Origin of the sequence: Streptosporangium heterodermiicola (assembly GCF_051390675.1) — a bacterium.
Taxonomy (GTDB): Bacteria; Actinomycetota; Actinomycetes; order Streptosporangiales; family Streptosporangiaceae; genus Streptosporangium.
Genome location: NZ_JBPJSR010000008.1, coordinates 85,737 through 105,989, shown reverse-complemented (window position 1 = coordinate 105,989; position 20,253 = coordinate 85,737). Strand labels below are relative to the sequence as shown.

General features: G+C 71.2%; 16 protein-coding genes. 9 read left to right on the top strand and 7 right to left on the bottom strand.

Translation table 11 applies throughout. The annotated features are described in order from the left end of the window. Positions 1–8: 8 nt before the first annotated feature. The 3 genes from ACSC1Q_RS18970 to ACSC1Q_RS18960 are packed head-to-tail and all read left to right on the top strand — an operon-like array spanning position 9 to position 5,208. Positions 9–2,141 (top strand): alpha-1,4-glucan--maltose-1-phosphate maltosyltransferase, encoded by a 2,133-nt coding sequence (locus ACSC1Q_RS18970; RefSeq protein WP_436760035.1) that lies wholly within the window; start codon positions 9–11, stop codon positions 2,139–2,141. 45 nt (positions 2,142–2,186) lie between these two features. Then, positions 2,187–3,890 carry a maltose alpha-D-glucosyltransferase gene (gene treS, locus ACSC1Q_RS18965; protein ID WP_436760034.1) on the top strand — a complete coding sequence of 568 codons (1,704 nt, stop codon included), beginning with the start codon at positions 2,187–2,189 and terminating at the stop codon, positions 3,888–3,890. Between the two features lie 4 nt (positions 3,891–3,894). Beyond that, positions 3,895–5,208 carry a maltokinase N-terminal cap-like domain-containing protein gene (locus ACSC1Q_RS18960; RefSeq protein ID WP_436760033.1) on the top strand — a complete coding sequence of 438 codons (1,314 nt, stop codon included), beginning with the start codon at positions 3,895–3,897 and terminating at the stop codon, positions 5,206–5,208. A 28-nt stretch (positions 5,209–5,236) separates the two neighbouring features. On the opposite strand, the gene ACSC1Q_RS18955 is transcribed toward ACSC1Q_RS18960, so the two are convergent. The 4 genes from ACSC1Q_RS18955 to ACSC1Q_RS18940 form a co-directional block, all read right to left on the bottom strand. Next, positions 5,237–6,547, bottom strand: coding sequence for an MFS transporter (locus ACSC1Q_RS18955; protein ID WP_436760032.1), 1,311 nt, complete (start codon positions 6,545–6,547; stop codon positions 5,237–5,239). Continuing rightward, complete coding sequence (locus ACSC1Q_RS18950) at positions 6,544–7,179, bottom strand: MarR family winged helix-turn-helix transcriptional regulator (RefSeq protein WP_436760031.1); 636 nt, start codon at positions 7,177–7,179, stop codon at positions 6,544–6,546. Before ACSC1Q_RS18950 ends, ACSC1Q_RS18955 begins: the two co-directional genes overlap by 4 nt. A 226-nt stretch (positions 7,180–7,405) precedes the next feature. After that, entirely contained in the window at positions 7,406–8,857 is a 1,452-nt protein-coding gene (locus ACSC1Q_RS18945) for an alpha/beta hydrolase (protein ID WP_436760030.1), read from the bottom strand. A 265-nt stretch (positions 8,858–9,122) separates the two neighbouring features. Continuing rightward, entirely contained in the window at positions 9,123–9,398 is a 276-nt protein-coding gene (locus tag ACSC1Q_RS18940) for a hypothetical protein (RefSeq protein WP_436760029.1), read from the bottom strand. 190 nt (positions 9,399–9,588) lie between these two features. Between ACSC1Q_RS18940 and ACSC1Q_RS18935 the strand changes: the two genes are divergently transcribed. After that, positions 9,589–10,776 carry a sensor histidine kinase gene (locus ACSC1Q_RS18935; RefSeq protein ID WP_436760028.1) on the top strand — a complete coding sequence of 396 codons (1,188 nt, stop codon included), beginning with the start codon at positions 9,589–9,591 and terminating at the stop codon, positions 10,774–10,776. Then, the gene (locus tag ACSC1Q_RS18930; protein ID WP_436760027.1) at positions 10,777–11,454 is read left to right on the top strand and encodes a response regulator transcription factor; all 678 of its coding nucleotides are present in this window, start codon (positions 10,777–10,779) and stop codon (positions 11,452–11,454) included. 92 nt (positions 11,455–11,546) lie between these two features. Here ACSC1Q_RS18930 and ACSC1Q_RS18925 read toward each other — a convergent pair whose 3' ends face one another. Further along, the gene (locus ACSC1Q_RS18925) at positions 11,547–12,905 is read right to left on the bottom strand and encodes an FAD-binding oxidoreductase (RefSeq protein WP_436760026.1); all 1,359 of its coding nucleotides are present in this window, start codon (positions 12,903–12,905) and stop codon (positions 11,547–11,549) included. 306 nt (positions 12,906–13,211) lie between these two features. Between ACSC1Q_RS18925 and ACSC1Q_RS18920 the strand changes: the two genes are divergently transcribed. Then, positions 13,212–14,330 (top strand): helix-turn-helix transcriptional regulator, encoded by a 1,119-nt coding sequence (locus ACSC1Q_RS18920; protein WP_436760025.1) that lies wholly within the window; start codon positions 13,212–13,214, stop codon positions 14,328–14,330. Between the two features lie 133 nt (positions 14,331–14,463). Here ACSC1Q_RS18920 and ACSC1Q_RS18915 read toward each other — a convergent pair whose 3' ends face one another. Beyond that, entirely contained in the window at positions 14,464–15,063 is a 600-nt protein-coding gene (locus tag ACSC1Q_RS18915; RefSeq protein WP_436760024.1) for a CHRD domain-containing protein, read from the bottom strand. Positions 15,064–15,408: 345 nt separating this feature from the next. Here ACSC1Q_RS18915 and ACSC1Q_RS18910 point away from each other — a divergent pair, with 345 nt between their 5' ends. After that, positions 15,409–16,791, top strand: coding sequence for a xylan 1,4-beta-xylosidase (locus ACSC1Q_RS18910; RefSeq protein WP_436760023.1), 1,383 nt, complete (start codon positions 15,409–15,411; stop codon positions 16,789–16,791). Positions 16,792–17,148: 357 nt separating this feature from the next. Next, positions 17,149–18,480: an extracellular catalytic domain type 1 short-chain-length polyhydroxyalkanoate depolymerase gene (locus ACSC1Q_RS18905; protein WP_436760022.1), complete on the top strand. Its 1,332-nt coding sequence runs from the start codon at positions 17,149–17,151 to the stop codon at positions 18,478–18,480. A gap of 96 nt (positions 18,481–18,576) precedes the next feature. On the opposite strand, the gene ACSC1Q_RS18900 is transcribed toward ACSC1Q_RS18905, so the two are convergent. Continuing rightward, positions 18,577–19,584, bottom strand: a complete 1,008-nt coding sequence (locus tag ACSC1Q_RS18900; protein ID WP_436760021.1) for a hypothetical protein — start codon at positions 19,582–19,584, stop codon at positions 18,577–18,579. Positions 19,585–19,778: 194 nt separating this feature from the next. Between ACSC1Q_RS18900 and ACSC1Q_RS18895 the strand changes: the two genes are divergently transcribed. After that, positions 19,779–20,132, top strand: a complete 354-nt coding sequence (locus ACSC1Q_RS18895; protein ID WP_436760020.1) for a response regulator — start codon at positions 19,779–19,781, stop codon at positions 20,130–20,132. Positions 20,133–20,253 lie beyond the last annotated feature (121 nt).

The following is a 20,253-nucleotide window of genomic DNA, read 5'->3' as shown; positions in this document are numbered from 1 at the left end:
GAGACGCGATGATCGGACGAATCCCAATCCAGGACATCCACCCCACGGTCGACTGCGGGCGCCGCCCCGCCAAGGCCGCCGCGGGTGAGACCTTCGAGATCTCCGCGACCGTGTTCCGCGAGGGACACGACGCGGTCGCGGCAGGGGTCGTGTTCACCGGCCCCGGCGGCGTGCGCGGCCCCCTGCTGCCCATGGGCGAGCTCGCCCCGGGCACCGACAGGTGGGGCGTGGAGGTGACGCTGCCCACCGAGGGTGAGTGGCGGTTCCGGGTGGAGGCGTGGAGCGATCCCGTGGCCACCTGGTTGCACGACGCGGGAATCAAGATCCCGCGTGACCTGGACGCCGACCTGATGTGCGAGGAGGGCGCCCGGCTCTTCGACCGCGCGGCGAGGGCGGTGCGGGCCGCCGACTGCGGGCCGGCGACCGGCCCCGCCGGCGGGACGGCCGCGACCGGCAAGCCGGTGAGCGGCAGGACCCCGGCGGCGCGGGCGGCCAGGCGTCCCAAGGTGGCGCAGCGGCACGTCTGCGGGCACCGGGCCGCGCTGCAGGCCGTCGCGGCGAGGCTGCGCGACCCCGAGATCGACCCGCGCGCCCGGTTCACCGTGGCCCAGATGCCGGAGACGGCGGCGATGCTGCGCGCCCACCCGCTGCGCGACCTGGTGACGAGGTCGGCCCCGCGCACGGTCCTGGTGCACCGCCGCAGGGCGCTGTTCGGGTCGTGGTACGAGTTCTTCCCGCGCTCCGAGGGCGCGATCATCGAGCAGGGCGTCGCCCCCAAGTCCGGGACCTTCCAGACCGCCGCCAAGCGGCTCCCGGCCGTGGCGAAGATGGGCTTCGACGTCGTCTACCTGCCGCCGATCCACCCGATCGGGCACAGCTTCCGCAAGGGGCGCAACAACACCCTCACCCCCGAGCCGTACGACCCCGGCTCCCCGTGGGCGATCGGCTCCGAGGAGGGCGGCCACGACGCCATCCACCCCGACCTGGGCACCTTCGAGGACTTCGACGCCTTCGTGGCGAAGACCCGCGAGCTGGGCATGGAGGTCGCCATCGACTTCGCCCTGCAGTGCGCGCCCGACCACCCGTGGGTCAAGGAGCACCCGGAGTGGTTCAACATCCGCGCCGACGGCTCCATCGCGTACGCGGAGAACCCTCCGAAGAAGTACCAGGACATCTATCCGCTGAACTTCGACAGGGACCCCAAGGGGATCTACGAGGAGATCAGGCGGGTCGTGCGGCTCTGGATGGACCACGGGGTGCGGATCTTCCGGGTGGACAACCCGCACACCAAGCCGGTGGCTTTCTGGGAGAAGCTGCTGGCCGACGTGCACACCACCGACCCTGACGTATTGTTCCTGGCGGAGGCCTTCACCCGCCCCGCGATGATGCGGACGCTGGCCAAGGTCGGCTTCCACCAGTCGTACACGTACTACACGTGGAAGAACTCGCGCCCGGACGTCGAGGACTATCTGGGCGAGCTCTCCCACGAGACGTCGCACTACATGCGGCCCAACGTGTTCGTCAATACTCCGGACATTCTCCACGAATACCTTCAACACGGGGGAGTCCCGGCATTTTATATCAGAGCAGTACTCGCGGCCACGGCGATGCCGACGTGGGGCGTGTACGCCGGATATGAACTCGCGGAGAATGTACCGGTTAGACCGGGTAGCGAAGAATACCTTGATAGCGAGAAATATCAGTACAAACCCCGCGATTGGGTAGAGGCAGAGCGAGAAGGTCGTAGCCTTGCCCCGTTCATCACACAACTCAATTTGTTCCGAAGAGCGCACCCGGCACTCCAGGAACTGCGTAATCTACGGTTTCACAGCGTCAACAACCCGGATGTGATCTGCTTCTCCAAGCGGTTGCCCGGCGCCTACGACACGGCCACACGACGGCACGGCCTGGGCGACGTTGTCCTCGTCGTCGTGAACCTGGATCCGCACCACACCCATGAGGCGACGGTGTCGCTGGACATGCCCGCCCTCGGTCTCGACTGGCAAGCCGAGTTCGTCGTGGACGACGAGCTGTCGGGCGAGTCGTATCGCTGGCGGCAGGACAACTACGTGCGTCTCGATCCCCACATCAACCCAGCGCACGTCTTCACTCTGCGTGCCGCGGCGGCGAACCAGCGGTGAGCCGGCCGGGTACGCCTATACCGGCAGAACAGCGGGGAGTCACTGGTGAGTCAGCTACCTGAGCCAATTCCTAACACCTTCGACGAGGAAAAGCCGCGCGACCCGTACTGGTTCAAGCGAGCTGTCTTCTACGAGGTTCTCATCCGGGGTTTCGCCGATTCCAACGGCGACGGCACCGGAGACATCCGCGGTCTCATCCAGAAGCTGGACTATCTCCAGTGGCTCGGTGTCGACTGCCTCTGGCTGCTTCCGCTGTACGAGTCGCCGCTGCGCGACGGCGGGTACGACATCGCCGACTTCATGAAGATCCTTCCTGATTTCGGCGATCTCGGAGACTTCGTGAAGCTGGTCGACGAGGCGCACAAGCGCGGCATGCGGGTCATCGCCGACCTGGTGATGAACCACACCAGCGACCAGCACCCGTGGTTTCAGGCCTCCCGGCACGACCCCGAGGGGCCGTTCGGCGACTTCTACGTCTGGAACGACAACGACGAGCTCTACAAGGACGCCCGGATCATCTTCGTCGACACCGAGACGTCCAACTGGTCCCACGACCCGGTCCGGGGACAGTACTACTGGCACCGCTTCTTCTCGCACCAGCCGGACCTCAACTACGAGAACCCGGACGTGCAGGACGCGATGCTGGAGGTGCTGCGCTTCTGGCTGGACCTGGGCATCGACGGCTTCCGCATGGACGCCATCCCGTACCTCTTCGAGCAGGACGGCACCAACTGCGAGAACCTGCCCCGCACCCACGAGTACCTGAAGCGGGTCAGGGCGGAGATCGACAGGCTCTATCCCGACCGGGTGCTGCTCGCCGAGGCCAACCAGTGGCCCGCCGACGTGGTCGAGTACTTCGGCGACTCCGCCACCGGGGGTGACGAATGCCACATGGCGTTCCACTTCCCGCTGATGCCGCGCATCTTCATGGCGGTCAGGCGGGAGTCGCGCTATCCCATCTCCGAGATCATGGCCCAGACGCCGAAGATCCCGGAGAACTGCCAGTGGGGCATCTTCCTGCGCAACCACGACGAGCTCACGCTTGAGATGGTGACGGACGACGAGCGCGACTACATGTACTCGGAGTACGCCAAGGACCCCAGGATGCGCGCCAACGTCGGCATCCGGCGGCGGCTCGCCCCGCTGCTGGAGAACGACCGCAACCAGATCGAGCTGTTCACGGCGTTACTCCTCTCCCTTCCCGGATCTCCGGTGCTGTACTACGGCGACGAGATCGGGATGGGCGACAACATCTGGCTGGGCGACCGCGACGGTGTGCGCACCCCCATGCAGTGGAGCCCCGACCGCAACGCGGGATTCTCCGACTGCGACCCGGGCCGCCTGTACCTCCCGGTCATCATGGACCCGATCTACGGCTACCAGGCGCTCAACGTCGAGGCGCAGCAGCGGAGCGCGGGATCGCTGCTGCACTGGACCAAGCGGATGATCGACATCCGCAAGCGCCACCCGGTCTTCGGCCTGGGCGAGTTCACCGAGCTGAACTCGTCCAACCCGAGCGTCCTCGCCTTCGTGCGCGAGCTCGGCGACGACCGGATGCTGTGCGTCAACAACCTGTCCCGGTTCCCTCAGCCGGTGGAGCTCGATCTTCGCCGCTTCGAGGGAACGGTCCCGGTGGAGACGATGGGAGGAGTTCCTTTCCCATCGATTGGCGAGCTTCCGTATCTTTTGACTCTTCCTGGGCATGGGTTCTACTGGTTCACCCTGCCACCCGCGTCCCAGGAGGCGTAAAGCCGTGTTGACGGAGCTCCTTACCGGTTGGATCACCCAGCAACGATGGTTCGCCGGTAAGGGGCGCCCGATCGACGACCTCACCGTCGATTCCGACGTGGAGCTGTCACCACGTCTGCGCCACCTGATCATCTCCGTCCACCAGTCGGGGGCGCGCGACCGCTACCAGCTGCTGCTCGGCAGCGAGGCGCCGGAGTGGGCCCGTTTCAAACCGGCCCACATCGGTAGCGGCTACTACGACGCCGCCTACGACGCCGACCTCACCGCCGCCCTGCTCGAAGGCATGGCCGAGGGCCGCGACCTGGGCGGGCTCCGCTTCCGCCACCTCGACGGGGTGGAGATCGACACCTCCAAACGCAGCCTGGTCCTCGGCGCAGAGCAGTCCAACACCTCGCTGGTGTACGGGGACACCTACATCTGCAAGCTGTTCCGCCGCCTCACCGCCGGGGTGAACCCCGAGCTGGAGATCGTCACCGCGCTGGCCCGCCGCGACGGCACGCACATCGCCCGGCCGTACGGCTGGATCGAGACCGACCTCGACGGCGAGACCACCACTCTGGCGATGACCCAGGAGTTCCTGTCGAACGCCAACGACGGCTGGGCCCTCGCCCTGGCCAGCGTCCGCGACCTGTACGGCTCCCTGGAGCCCTCAGCCTCCGACGCGGGCGGCGACTTCAGCTCAGAGGCCTACCGCCTCGGGGTGACCACCGCCACGGTCCACCAGGAGATGGCCGAGGCCTTCCCGACCGACGTGATCGAGTCGCAGGAGGTCAAGCGGATGGTCGAGGAGTTCCGCCGCCGCCTGGGCGTCGCGGTGGCCGAGGTGCCCGCGCTCGGCGAGCACGCCCACGCCGCCGAGGAGGCCTACCAGCGGGTCTCCGACGTGGCCGGGGAGATGCCCGTCCAGCGCGTCCACGGCGACTATCACCTCGGGCAGGTGATGCGCACCAACAACGACTGGATCATCCTCGACTTCGAGGGCGAGCCGGGCCAGCCCATCGCCGAGCGCCGAGCGCTGTCCTCCCCGCTGCGGGACGTGGCCGGGATGCTCCGCTCCTTCGACTACGCCGCCCGCCACCTGCTGGCCGACCACTCCAACGCCGACGAGCTCCGCCCCCGCGCGGTGGAGTGGGCCGAGCTCAACCGCTCGTCCTTCCTGGCGGGCTACTCCGCCGGAGGCGGCCACCTGCGCGCCGAGGACGCCGTCCTGCTGCGCGCCCTGGAACTCGACAAGGCCGCGTACGAGGTGGTGTACGAGTCCCGCAACCGGCCCACCTGGCTGCACATCCCGATGTCGGCCTTCCAGCTGGGCCGCTGACCGGGCCGCTCACCGGCCCGTCGTCCGCTCACCGGGCCGTCGTCTGCGCGGAAGGCGTCGCGGTCGCCTCCGGAGGCGTCGGACCGTCGTGCGCGGGCGGGACGCGGTAGTCGCGCAGCGGCCGGTTGACCAGGCCGATGGCGACGACGGCGAGCGCGGCCCCCAGACCCCCCACGACGAGCGCCACGGGCGCCGACGTCAGCGAGGCGAGGACTCCCCCGCGGAGGTTGCCGGCCTCGGGACCGGCGACCCCGATGACGTGCTCGACCGAGGAGACCCGCCCCCGGTACCGGTCGGGCGTCTCAAGCTGGACCAGCGCGCCCCGGGTGACCACGGAGACGGTGTCGGCCGCACCGGCGAGGGCGAGGCAGCCGAGGGCGAGCCAGAGGGGCCCGGCCAGGCCGAATCCGGCGAGGGCGAGGCCCCAGACCGTGGCCGCGAGAAGCTGGACGAGACCGCCGCGACGGAGCCGGGTGACGGTCCCGGAGAGCAGCCCGGCGCCGAGCCCGCCGACCGCGAGCGCGGACAGGAAGAGCCCCAGCGTCTGGGGGGCGCCCCCGAAACGGATCTCGTTGACCAGCGGGAAGAGCGCGATCGGCATGGCCAGGAGGGTGGCGGCGAGGTCGGTGGCGAGGGAGCCCCAGAGGGCGGGGCGCCGCAGGATGATCCCCCAGCCCCCTCGGGCCGGACCCCGGCGCGCGCCGTCCCCGGGTGGCCGGTCGTCACCGCCGCGCAGCACGGCCATCGGCGGCAGCCGGACCACCGCGACCAGCGCCGCCGCACCGGCGAGGGCCTGGATCGCGTACGCGGCGGGATACCGCCACTGCGCGAGCACGAGACCGGCGAGGGCGGGCCCGAGGAGCATCGAGGCCTGGAAGGCGACGTTCTGCAGGGCGAGCCCGGCGGCGACCTGGTCGGCGGGGAGCAGCCGGACGGGGAAGGTGTGCTTCGCCGGGGCTCCGAGCGCCGCGCAGCCGGACTGCGCGGCGACGAGGGCGAGCAGCAGCGGGACCGACCGGTTGCCCGCGGCGGCCTGCGCCACGAGGCCCGCGGCCAGCAGGACCTGGCCCGCGGTGGTGGCTCGGACGAGGGTCCTGCGGTCGACGGCGTCGGCCAGTGACCCGCCGACCAGCCCGAGGACGAGGAGGGGAACGGCCGTCGCGAGGCCGATGGCGCCGGTCCAGAGCGGGCTGCGCGTGAGCTCCCAGACCTGCAGGAGGACGGCGACACCGGCGATCTGCTGGCCGATCGAGGCGAGGGAGGAGCCGATCCACAGGTCACGGAACGGCCTGCTGGCCCGCAGGGGGCGGACGTCGATCAGCCGCTCACGCCAGGTCACGGGCCCGGCTCCCCCGGCACCTCGGCGCCCGGGGACGTCGGAGGCGCTGAGGGCACTGAGGACGTCGGGGACGTCGGGAGCGTCGGGGAAGTCGAAGGAACTGAGGACGCCGGGGGCTCTGCCGGGAACACCGGGGACGCCGGGGCGGCGGGGGGCTCGTCGAGGTGGGCCAGGATCCGATCCCGCATGGGCCGCCGATCCAGGGCGCGCTCCAGCTCGGCGACGACGGCGCTGAGCGCGTACGGGATCTCGTCGTCGAGCTCGGCGACGGCGGCCTCGGTCGCGCGCCACTCGGCTTCGAGGAAGGGGATGAGGGCGCGTCCGCGCTCGGTCAGGGTGACGCGGCGCGTGCGCGCGTCGGCGCCGGACTCGGAGTCGACCAGCCCCTCGCGCCGCATCGCGGTGAGCGTCTGGCTCATCGCGGAGTGCGAGCGGCCCAGCGAGCCGGCCAGCTCACGGATGGTGAGCGGCCCGGTGTGCGCGAGGCGGATCAGCGGATAGGCGAACCGGGGACGGACCCCCCGGATGCCCCGATCGGTGTACAGCGACTCGATCTGGGCGTCCAGGGAGGTCAGCAGGGCGTGGACCGTGTCCCACCGTCCTGGCGAGGCGGTGGGATCCAAAGATGTCATAGCGCTAATATAACAGCGCTCATACAGTTTTCCGCTCACCTTTTCGCTCACCGGGGCCGGTGGACGTCGATCACGCCTCCCCGGTCCCGGGACGCTCCGTGCGTCCCGGCCGGCTCGGCCGTCTCACCGGCGGGTACGGCCCCGCGAAGGAGGGCGCCCGCCTCCCGGCTCGACCCGCCGTACGGCCCGATGACGCCGCCACTCCTCGGACACGACCCCGCCCCCGCTACTCGCCCGGTTCCACCGCGCAGGCGAGGTCCCGCGCCGGGCGCCTCCCGTCGGTCAGGAATCGCGTCACCGCGTCTTTCGCGCACGTGTTGGGGCCGAAGGGATAGACGCCGTGCCCGCCCTGGTCGGCCGTCACCATCGTGGCCCGCTTCCCGAAGGCCCGCCGCAGCTCCCGGGCGTCGGCCAGCGGCGTTCCCGGGTCGCGCTCGTTCTGCACCATGAGCACGTTCGACGGGCCCCGGTCACCGATGCGCACCGGCGGCTCGGCCCGCCCGTCCGGCCAGAACGCGCACGGTCCGACGTTGGCCGTGGACCCGCCCAGCATCGGGTACCTCAGCCGGTCGGCCGCGACGTTCTTCTGATACCTCCGGACCGTCCTCGGCCACCGCGAATCACCGCAGATGACGTGGTAACGGCTGGCCGTGGCGTTTTCCGGCGCGGTCAGCGGCGGGCCGGGCGGCAGCGGCCGGTCCGTGTCGAGCGCCCGCCAGGTCTCGGCCAGCAGGGGCATGGTCGCGTCGCTGTAGAGGCGGTCGAATGTGATCCCGCGGAACAACGTCCCGTCGACGCCCTGGACCGGTGCCGCCTCCAGCCGCTCCGCGAGTTCGAAGTACTTCGCGGTCACCTGCTCCGGTGTGGTGCCCAGCCCGTACTCGGGGCGCGCGGACACGAACGCCGCGAAGTCCGGGAACCGGTCCTGCATCCCACGGGCGAACGACCGCATGGCCGTCACGCCGTAGCCGCGGGGGCCCAGACTGCTGTCGAGCACGATCCGGTCGCCGCGCCCCGGGAACATCGTCGCGTACACCGCGCCGAGGTAGGTGCCGTAGGAACCACCGAGGTACGACAGTCTCGGCTCGCCCAGGGCCGCCCGGATCCGGTCCATGTCGCGCGCGGTGTTCGCGGTGGTGACGTGCGGCAGCATCCACGCCGTCGGCGAGGTGGCGCACTGCTCGGCGATGGCCCGCGCGTTCCCCGCCGCCCGCGTGACGTCGGCCGCGGTGCGCGCGTACGGCGGGAAGTTGCCGCGTGCCAGCTGTTCCGGCGTCAGATCGCAGGTCACCGGCGAGCTGCGGCCGACGCCGCGCGGGTCGAAGCCGATCACGTCGTAGGAGTCCGCCACCTCCTGCGGCAGCCCGAAGGTGGCGAGGATGACCGGGTAGCCGATTCCCCCGGCACCGGGGCCGCCCGGATTGGTCAGCAGCACGCCGCGGCGCCGTGACGGTTTCTCGCTCGCCATCCGGGAGATCGTGATCTCGATCTTCCGGCCGTCCGGATTCCGGTAGTCCAGCGGGACTTCGAGCGTCGAGCACCTGAGACGGGGCGAGGCGGCCTCCTTCGGGCACGGGCCCCACCGCAGGGTGTCCGACGACGACGCCGCCGGTATTCCGGAAATCATGGTCGCCGCCAGTGTGGTGGCGGCGAGAGTGAGGGACAGGGGTGAGTGCATCTTGGTGTCCTCCTGAAAGGGTGCGAGGGGCGCGAGGGGCGCGAAGGGTGCGAGGGGCGCGCTGGAACGCGGGTTCGGAACGCCCGCCGGCCGCGTGCCGTGGTCGAACAGGCCACCACCACCGTCTGGCCGCGTCCCACCGTGAGGACCGGTCCCGGATCGTGTGTCAGGGGCCGTCCGCTCCCGGTGTTCCGCCGGTGGTGTCGTAGGGGCGATTCCGTCACCCGGACGGCGTCAGGCCGTTTCCCGGCCGCGAATTCCCCCGTCAGGCCGTTTCCCGGCCGCGAATTCCCCCGGAATCACCGGCCCGCTCGGCGTCCGGTTCCCGGCGGACGTGTGCCCAGCCACCGGCCGTCATCGCGACGAGCGCGACGAGCCCGAGGAAGATCAACCGGCCGGTGAGACCGCCGGGAACCCGGTCGAGGAGGCCCCGCAGCAGCTCGGAGTCCTGGTCGAGCAGACCGTGGATCACCGCTTGGGCGGACAGGGCCGTGATCACCATCCCGGCCGCCTCAAGGGCTGCGAAACCTCCCTTACGCATCGTGTTTCTCCATCTCGTTTCCGGTTTGTCGCGGCACGTGAACGAGTCTGTCCGCTCGCCGCGGCCGGCACATCGGCCCGGAGGCTCGAATCGTCTTCGACCACGGGCGAGGTGGTGGTTCGACTCCGGTCGAGGGCGCGCCGGTCCCCGGTCTCACCGACCGGCCGCACGGGGTTGCGATAATGACCAGGTGGACACTGGCCTCGCGCCACGGCTCGGGTGGTGGCAGCAGACATGGCGGCTGCTGTCGGCCGCGGCGGTGGGCGTGGCGTTCTGGCTCTCCACCGGCGTGCTGATGCGGGGGCAGGGGGCCGAGACGGGCTCGTGGTTCCTCACCGGTGATCCGCTGGTGGCTCTCGGCTGCCTGACGGCGCTGCTGTGGCGGCGGCGGTTCCCGCTCGCCGTCGCCATGACGGTCGTGATCGCCTCGACCGCGTCGACACTCGCCACCGGCGCCGCGCTTCTGGCGCTGGGCTCGATCTCCACCCGTCGCCGTCCGGTGGAGATCGGGGTCGTCGGGCTGGCCTTCGTGACCGCTTCACAGTTCTCCGGCAGGTTCTACCCGATTCCGATCCAGAGCCCGCCCGGCCTGCTGTGGTTCCAGCTCGCGTTCCCGGCACTGATCGCGGGCATCGCGGTGGCCGCGGGCATGGCCGTCGGCGCGCGGCGTGTCGAGGTGCGGTCCCTGCGGGACCGGGCGGAGAGCGCCGAACGGGAACAGGCCGCACGGGCGGCGCAGGCACGGGCCCTGGAACGCAACCGGATCGCCCGCGAGATGCACGACGTGCTCGCGCACCGGATCTCGCTGGTCGCCATGCAGGCCGGAGTGCTGGACCACCGCGGCGACCTCACGGCCGAGGAGAACCGCGTGCTGGTCCGCGGCATCGCCGACGGCTCCCACCAGGCCCTGGAGGAGCTACGGGACGTCCTCGGCGTGCTCCGGGCCGACCCGGGCCACCCGGAACCACCGCAACCCTCCCTCGATCGGATCCCCGCCCTGGTGGACGACGCCCGCGCCTCCGGACTGGACGTCACGTTCACCGGCACCGTGACGGGGACACCGCCCGACGTCGTCGGGCGGACCTGCTACCGGATCGTCCAGGAAGGGCTGACCAACGCCGCCAAACACGCCCCGGGCGCGCACGTGCGCATCACCCTCGCGGGAACGGCGGGCGGCGAACTCGACGTCGGCGTCCGCAACTCCCCGGCCACCACGAGAGACGCGCGACCACCGGCATCGGGATTCGGCCTGCTCGGCCTCTCCGAACGAGTCGACCTCGCCGGCGGGAAGCTCGACCACCACCCCACACCCGACAACGGGTACGTCCTCACCGCACGACTGCCCTGGCCGAACCCCACCGACGAGAAGAGGCCATAAGTGGACGGCGAACGGGAGCCGGTGCGTGTCGTCATCGTCGACGACGATCAGCTGGTACGGATGGCGCTGCGGCTCATCGTCGACGGCGAACCGGACCTGACCGTCGTCGCGGAGGCGGCCGACGGGGACACCGCGATCACCGTGGTGGACGAGCAGCGGCCGGACGTCGTGCTGATGGACGTGCGGATGCCCGGCCGTGACGGTCTCAGCGCGACCCGGGAACTCCTCACCCGACCGGCCCCGCCGCGGGTGCTCATGCTGACCACGTTCGACTCCGACGATCTGGTGCTCGGCGCGCTGCGCGCCGGAGCACTCGGGTTCGTCCTCAAGGACACCCCACCGGCGCGGATCCTCGACGCGGTACGGGCCGTCGCGAACGGCGACCCCGTGCTGTCCCCGGCGGCCACGGCACGGGTGATTGCCGCGGCCACCGGCCCGGGGTCCTCCCACGCTCGCGACTCGTCCCGCGAGGCCGCGCGGAGACAGCTGTCCGCGCTGACCGAACGGGAGCTCGAAACCGCTCGGGCCATCGCGGACGGGCTGGGCAACCCGGAGATCGCCCAGCGGCTGCACATCAGCGTCGCGACCGTCAAGGCGCACACGGGCAGCCTGTTCGCCAAGCTGGCGGTCGAGAACCGGGTGCAGATCGCGCTCCTGGTCCGCGACGCGGAGGAATGACCCCACGACAGGGGGCCTCAGGCGGATCGCCGCGAACCGGCCGGACATGCCCCGGGCGGCCGGATCGCTCCTCACGGACACGTTCCGGGGGTCTACCCGGCTGGTGTGACGGGGTGGTTGGCGTGGATCAGGTCGGCGGGGTCGTAGGCGGCCTTGATCCTCTGCAGCCTGATGTGGGTCTCCAGGCGGTCGAACCTCGGCCCGGACCGTTCGGTGAAGTTGCGGTAGGCGGTCTCGGCCTTCCAGGGGGCGAGGGCGGCGCTCACCTCGTCGAGGGTGACGTGCACGGCGGCCACCGCGTCCGCGTCCGGGGTGATCCCGGCGGAGAACACGGCGATCTCCGCGTCCATGCCGGAGACCGCGCCACCCGCCGTCCGCCCGGGGGTCAGCGCCCCGCCGAGATGGCGCAGCTCGACGGTGAGCAGCGGGATGTCCGCCCGCGGTCCCGCGACGCGCAGCAGGGCCTCCAGGGCGGCGGGCGGGAATCCGGCCAGCTGGAGACCGTCGCCGGTGACCGGGGTCGGTTCCTGCGGGTCCATGTGCAGCGCGCCGAGCTCGGTGATCGGGGTCGGGCGGACGGTGTCCAGCTCGGGGGCGAGCGCGCGCAGCGGGGCGAGCAGGAGATCGGCCGAGGCGGGGTCCAGCAGGCACGCCGCCTCGACGGCGACGAAGGAGCGCCCGCGAAGCGGCTCGGGGATCTGCGGTATCGGCGGGAGCCGCAGCAGCCTGCCCAGCGAGGTCACCGTCTCCGGCACCGACCCGGCCCACTCCCACCAGGCGCCCAGGACGTCGGCGGCGCGCTCGATCGGCCACAGCAGCGTGCCCGCGTGGACCTGGGTGATCGGGAACAGCCGGAACTCCAGGGCGGTGACCACGCCGAAGCCGCCCCCGCCGCCTCGGACGGCCCAGAACAGCGGGGCGTCGCGCCTCGCGTCGATCGTGCGCAGCTCGCCGTCGGCGGTGACGATGTCCGCCGACAGCACGTGGTTGGCCGCCAGGCCGTGCAGGCGGGCGAACCACGACAGCCCGCCGCCGAGGGTGTACCCGACGACCCCGACGTCCGGGGCCGAGCCGGCGAGCCCGGTCAGGCCGTGGGCGGCCGCCGCCGCGGTGACGTCCGCCCACAGCGCGCCGGCCTCGACCCTGGCGACCTGGCGCCCGGCGTCGATCTCGACTCCCCGCATCGCCGACGTACGCAGCAGGATCGTCCTGTCGAGGGACCCGAGGGGGGCGGCGTTGTGCCCGGTCGCCTGCGGCGCGACCCGCAGGCCGAGCCTGGCCGCCGTCTCGACGGTCGTCACGACGTCGCGGGCGGAGGCCGCCCGCACGACGGCGACGGGCCGCTGGTCGACGGCGAGCTGCCAGGCGGCCCGCGCCGCGTCCCAGCCGGGCGAGGAGGGACGGATCAGGACGCCGTCGAGCGCCTCGCCGAGCTCATCGAGATCGATCACGGGCGACGAGGAAGACATAATGAAGACTCTCCGTTTTGAGTGGGTTTAGGGTGATTTAGGTCATAGAACCCACGCCGCGGACACGTTGGCCGGGCGTGGGGAGGCGGGGCGGGCCGTACGGGCATGCCGGTACGGCGCGTCCGGGGCGAGGGCCGACACGGCCGGTGGGGCCGGGGGGATCGCCGTCGTCCATCAGTCTGTCCAGGGCCGCGGACCCGGCACATCCCTCAAAGCGCCGGTCCCGGCGCTGTGGGGTCCCTCATTCGGGGGAGGCGCGCCGCCGTTCCCGTGTGACAGCATCGATGCATGACGATGTCCACCGAACGGCCGGGAGAGCGCCGTGAGTCCGGCGCGGCGGGTCGTGGCGGTGAGCTGTTCGCCGCGGCGTCACAGCGGTTGCGCCAGGTGATGCCCTTCGACGCGGCGGCGTGGTTCGGCACCGACCCCACCACGATGCTGCCCATCTCGCCGCTCCGGGTCGAGAACATCGAGCCCGATCACTGCGAGGGATACTGGCGGCGGGAGTACGGCACCGAGGACGTCCTGCTGTTCCGCGACGTCGCGCGCAGCCCCAGCGGCGGCGGCACACTGGGCCTGGTCACCGGCGGCTGCCCCGGGCGCAGCCCGCGCTACCGCGAGTTCATGGAACCCCAGGGCTACGGCGACAACCTGCGCGCGGCGTTCCGGATCGGCGAGCGCACCTGGGGTGTGGTGGACCTGTTCCGCGACACCGGCAGGCGGCCGTTCACCGAGCGTGACGTCAGGCAGGTCACCGCGATGGGGCCCGAGCTGGCCCTCGGGCTCGCCGAGCTCGCCATCGCGACGACCGGGGACGCGCCGCCGATCGCCGCCGAGGCGCCCGGCACCGCGCTGTTCGACGAGTCCGGGCAGATCATCTCGCTGGACGCGCACGCCGAACGCTGGCTGGGCGAGCTCACCGGACCACGGTGGGACCGCCCGCAGACCCCGCTGCCGATGGCCACCGTGCAGTCGGTCGTGGCCCGCGCCCGCTCCGTCGCGGCCGGTCGCGACCCCGGGCCGGCGGCGGCCCGGCTGCGGGGCGGTTCGGGCCGCTGGCTCGTGGTGCACGCCGCGTGCCTGCGCAGCCCCGGTGGCGTGCCCGGCCCGGTGGCGGTGGTCCTTGAACCGGCGAACTCCGCGCAGATCGCCCCGATCATCGTCGAGGCGTACTGCCTGACCCCGCGCGAGCAGCAGATCACCCAGTGCGTCGCGCGCGGGCTGTCGACCGCCGACATCGCCACGGACCTGCACCTGTCCGCCCACACGGTGCGCCACCACCTCAAGGCGATCTTCACCAAGTTCGGCATCACCAGCCGGGGCGAGCTGGTCGCCAAGCTCTTCGCCGACCACTACGGCCCCCTGATGCACGCCCCGGACGCCGACGTGGAGCACGTCTACATCTGAGCCGGGGCACGTATCGGGACCCCGCGCACCCGAGAAGCGGTCACCGGAACACGCCACCGGCCAGGAGGCTCACCTCGGCCCCGCGGAGTCGCGAGCGGTGGCGGTGCCTCGGCGGCTCCTTGACGCCCGCGGGTTACCAGCGGCCGCCCTTGGTGAGCTGGCCGCGGACCGCGCCGTCGGGGAACTGCTTGGTGTGCAGGTTGGCGTACCAGTTCCCGGGGTTGCTCTTGATCCTCTTGAGCAGGCTGGAGTCCTTGACGACGACGGAGCCGAAGCTCGTGTTGCCACGGATCCTGCCGTTGGACAGCAGGTCGATGACGACGGGGCCGTTCGTGCCCGCCTTGCCCTTGTGGATGTGGAAGGCGCTGGGCCTGGCGGTGCGCTTCCACTGGACGAAGTAGTGGAAGCGGTTCCCGTGGATGCGGAACTTCGCGACCGCGACGCCGTCCCGGTCGTTGACCTTCTTGCCGGGCTCCGGCACCTCGTTCCTGCCCAGGAGGCCCGCGGCGTAGTAGTACTTCTTGGCCTGGACGGTCTGGACGGTCTGGACGGTCTGGACGGTCTGGACGGTCTGGAGTGCCTGGGATGCCTGGGTGGCCTGGGGGGTCGCCGCCTCGGCGGGTGCCGCCAGTGCGCCGGCGGCCAGCGCCGCGGTCGCCGCGCCCACCGCCGCGCGGCTCGTCACACGCCGCCAGGAGATACGCCCGCCGCCGACCTGTTCGAAAACGTTCATGAGGATCCCCGCCCTGTTTCGTCGTGCCACTCTTTTTCGGACACGGCAGACCCTAGGGAGTCAGCCGCCGTTGTTATGCGTACAAATCCACACAAATGGTGAGGGTGGGCAAGGTCACACAATGCCCCTGGAGTCCCCTCCCTCCCGGCCGGGGCGCGGTGGAGAAGGACGAACCGGCCCACGGGACGGGTGCCGGCGGCGCACGCTCACCGGTCCCGGGACCCCGGCAGGTGTTTTCGCAGGTGGGCCGTAACACTTACCTGTGAACCGCGTTCCTGTACGACGCGCTTACACGGCCTGTGGAACGCTCTGCGCAGACGGATGCTGAAGATCGGGTGGGTACAGGTGTCATCAGGTAGCGGGGGATCCACATGGCGGCGTCCCGGGCGGGCGATCGCCTCGGCGGCGGGAGTCGTCGCGCTGATGCTCGTGGCGGCGAGCTGTTCCTCCGGTGACACCGCCGACCAGGCGGTTCCCGTCGTACGGCAGTCGGCCGCCGCCTCACCGGCGGCGCCCGCGACCACGATCCGGAAGGCGCCGCCGGTCGACCCCGCGTGGCCACGCTGGGGGCTCACCCACACGGGGGTGAGCGCCAACAACGTCACCGAGGAGTTCGAGCAGGTGGTGGCCGGGACGCTCGCCCGGACCCCGATGCTGCAGAACCAGCACATCATGGGGTTCGGGGCGCTCAACCCCCAGCCCCGGCCCCGGGAGTTCTACTGGGAGGACCTCGACAGCCGGACGAACCTCATGAGGAAGTCCGGCGGCACGCAGGTCATCACGCTCTGCTGCGCCCCCGACTGGATGAAGGGCGGCCCCGAGGGCCCGACCTCGGACGCGGGCTGGGACGAGCACCTGGAGGACGCCCCCTACCCCAAGCACTTCGACGACTTCGCCAAGCTGTCGGCGGCCGTCGCCACCAAGTATCGCGACGTCAAGTACTTCATGGTCTGGAACGAGTTCAAGGGCTTCTGGAAGGACCACTCCAAGCCCGCGGACTTCAAGGGCTACACCACCCTCTACAACAAGGTCTACGACGCGGTGAAGGCGGCCAGGCCCGACGCCCAGGTCGGCGGGCCCTACCTCGGCTTCGACAGCAACAGGACGGGCAAGTCCGAGCTGCGGGGGACATGGGGGGTCGTCAACCAGAACGCCCTGGACGCCTTCGAGTACTGGTTCGAGAACAAGAGGGGCGCCGACTTCGTCGTGGTCGACGGCGCCTCGCTGACCGACGCCCACGAGATGCTGCCCGACGCGTTCGGAGCGCTGGGCAAGTTCGGCGCGGTAACCACCTGGCTGCGGGAGAGGACCGGTGACATGCCGGTCTGGTGGGCGGAGTGGTACTTCGTCCCCGAGGACAGGACCACGTGGCCCGAGCCGATGCGGCTCGCCGTCCAGGCCGCCTCGATGATCGAGTTCGCCGAGAGCGGCGCCGCCACGGCGCTGTACTGGAACCCGCAGGCCAAGGAGGGCACCTGCCAGGGGTGCATGTGGGACCCGAGGACCGGTGCCGCGCTCCCCACCGGCAAGCTGGTGAGCGACTTCGCCACCTGGTTCCCGGCCGGAGCCGAGCTGGAGAAGGTCACCTCCTCCGCCCCCGGGGTCCGGGTGCTCGCGCAGCCGAGGCAGCTGCTGATGGTGAACACCACCAAGGCGGAGGTCACCACGACCGTGGACGGCAGGGAGTTCACCCTCCGGCCCTACGAGATCAGGTGGAGCGACCGCTGAGCACCTCGGGGGCGGCGACTCGGCGGCTCGGCGGCGAAAATGGAAACTTTCACCGGGCCGTACGGGAGTGTCTCTGACGGTTCCGGCCTCGCCCACGACCTCTACCTGCGAGAAAACGTCGCGAAGAGGGGCTCCGGAGCCGGAGGCGCGTCCGCGCCCTCCCCTGCCGATTGAAAATTTCGGCGAACAATTTTAACTTTCGGCGACAAGTGTGAGGCGTCGAACACCGGGACCGCGAGGGTCAGGGGGCTCCGATGTTCGGCCGTGGCCGAGAGGAGATCGACGATGTCCGACAGCGACGTTCCACGCCGGGCCCGACCGGGACCGGGACCGGGACCGGGACCGGGAGGCGGTCGGATGAGAACGGCCCTGCGCGTGGTGTGCGCGGCCCTCCCCCTCCTGCTCGGCCTGGCGCTGACGACCTCGGCAGCGTCCTCGACGTCCTCGACGTCCTCGGCGTCCTCCGCCTCCCTGGTGGAGGTCACCGGCTTCGGGACGAACCCCAGCAACCTGCGGATGCACCTCTACGTCCCTGACCGGGTGGCGCCCCGGCCGGCCGTCCTGCTGGCGGTGCACTACTGCACCGGTTCTGGCCCGGCCTTCCACTCCGGCACGCAGTTCGCCTCGCTGGCCGACCAGTACGGGTTCATCGTGATCTACCCGTCGGCCACCCGCAGCGGGAGCTGTTTCGACGTCTCCTCCCCCGAGGCGCTCAGGCGCGGCGGCGGGAGCGACCCGGTCGGGCTCATGTCGATGGTGGCGTACGTCCAGCAGCGCCACAACGCGGACCCCTCGCGGGTCTACGTGACCGGCGCCTCCTCCGGCGCGATGATGACCGAGGTCCTGCTGGGCCTGTACCCGGACGTGTTCAAGGCCGGGGCGGCCTTCATGGGCGTGCCCTTCGGCTGTTTCGCCAGTTCCTCGGGGTGGAACAGCGAGTGCGCCAACGGCACGATCATCAGGACCCCCCAGGAGTGGGGCAACCTGGTGCGGGCCGCCTACCCCGGATACAGCGGCGCCCGGCCCCGCGTCCAGCTGTGGCACGGCACCGAGGACTCCACCCTTCGCTACCCGAACCTGGGCGAGGGGGTCAAGCAGTGGACCAACGTCCACGGCCTGAGCCAGACGCCGACCTCCACCGACACGCCCCGGGCGGGCTGGAACCGCAGCCGGTACGCCGACTCCACGGGCACCGTCAAGGTCGAGTCCTACAGCCTGCCGGGTGTCGGGCACAGCCTGCCGCAGAGCGGGATGGCCGAGTCGGCGATCCAGTTCTTCGGCCTGAACACCCCCGGCCCCACCCCCATGCCCACTCCCACTCCTTCGCCCACCCCGACCCCGACCCCGACACCCACGCCCACCCCCACGCCCGGCACCTCCTCCTGCCGGGTGAGCTACAGCGCCAACAGCTGGAACAACGGCTTCACCGCCAACCTGTCCGTCACCAACACCGGCACCTCGCCGATCAACGGCTGGGAGCTGAGGTTCGCCTTCCCCGGTGACCAGCGGGTCACCCAGGGCTGGAACGCCACCTGGACGCAGTCCGGCCAGGTCGTGACCGGCCGCAACGCCGCCTACAACGGCACCCTGAACCCCGGGCAGTCCGTCGGCCTCGGTTTCAACGCCTCCTACAGCGGCACCAACACCGCCCCCGGCTCGTTCACTCTCAACGGCTCGACCTGCAGCTGACCCCGTACCCCCGCGCGAAACGGTGGGCCGGGGAGTCCGCCGAGCCGATCGGCTCCGCGACTCCCCGGCCCGCCCCCGTGCGGCCGCCCCCGGCCGTCAGGCGCGCCTGGCGGCGGCCTGGGCGTTGTCGGCCCGGACCTGGTTCCGGGTCGCCGGGGTCACGCAGACATGGTCGGCGGGAGTGGTCTCACGCCAGACGTACCCCTGCTCGCAGGTGTCCGGACCGTAGGGCCCGGCGCCCGCGCGCCTCGCGGCGGCCTGGGCGTTGTCGAGCCTGGTCTGGTTCCGGGTCGCGGGCGTCACGCAGACGCGGTCGGCGGGAGTGGCCTCGCGCCAGACGTACCCCTGCTTGCAGGTGTCGGGACCGTAGGGCTTCTTCTGCGAGCCGCCCGGGTGGTAGGGCGGGTACGCCGGAGCGGTCCACCTGAGCTCGGTCCAGGGCGAGTAGCGGCTCCCGGTGATGCCGCCGGACCAGGAGCCCTTCACCTTGAACACGTAGGTCCGCCCCGGGACCAGCGTTCCGGTGGTCGCCCTGGTCGCCTTGCCCGACAGGTCCCACTGGGTGCCGGGGTCGTACCGGAACAGCACCTTGTTGTACTGGGAACTGGCGTTCACCCACTGGACCGTCGCCCGGTAGTCCCCGTAGGTGACCTTCAGGCCGTACGGGGCCGGGACGCCGCGAAGCTGGCCGGTACCCGGGGGAAGCGGGTTCGGGGCGATGGGGATGGGGTCGCTGGCGGCGCACTTCGAGTCGCCGGGCCAGAGATAGCAGACGGTGACACGCGGGGCCTGTCCCGCGTAGGACCTCACCCGGGCGGCGGAGATCGTGTGCGAGGTGGTGGCTCCCCTGTCGGTCCAGTGGCCCTCCGCGTAGGCGCCGAACTGCACGGTCACCGACTCTCCCGGCACGCTGCCGGGAAAGAAGGTGTCGGGCCCCCACCGCACCCGGAGCCCGCCGTCGTCGGGCGTGATGCCGATGATCTTCGGTGGGCGATGGTCGTCGGCCGCGTGCGCCGCGGGAGACACCGCCATCGTGAACAGGTTGGAGGCCAGGGCACCGAGCACGGCGACCTCAAGGGACCTTCTCGCGGTCCTGCGGTTCATGTGTTCTCACCTTTTCCTCAATGGGATTCGTTCCGTGGTTCTTGTCCGTGGTTCCCGTCCGTTGCCGAAGCCCGTCGGACCGTTCCAGAGTCGCCGGAGCCGGGCGGCGGCACATCGGTGCCACCACGTAATCGGGGCCGCGAATATGTGCTCGCACCGATGCGGGCGTCCCCGGTTCCGCGCGACAGTGACCTATGGCCACCAGACGCCTGCTGATCGTCGACGACGATCCGGCCTTCCGCGAGGTCGCCCGCGCGCTGCTCGACGGGGAGGCGTTCCGGGTGGTCGGCGAGGCGGGGACCGGCTCGGCCGGGCTGGCCGAGGCGGCGAGGCTGCGACCCGAGGTGGTGCTGCTGGACGTGCGGCTGCCCGACGCCAGCGGCTTCGAGGTGTGCCCGGCGCTGGTCGGGGGCGGTGCCGACGTCGTGCTCAGCTCGATCCGGGAGGCGGCCGACTACGGACCGCTGGTGGCACGCTGCGGCGCACGCGGCTTCGTACCGAAAAGAGCGCTTTCGGTGGAGGAGTTACTCCGTGTCCTGGACGGCTGATCGTCCCGGGGTTCACCGCGTCGCCCCGGGGACCTGGACGGCCGATCGTCCCGGGGTTCGTCGCGCTGTCCCCGGGACCTGGACGGCCGACCAGATCGGGGTTGTCGCGTTGACCCCGGGA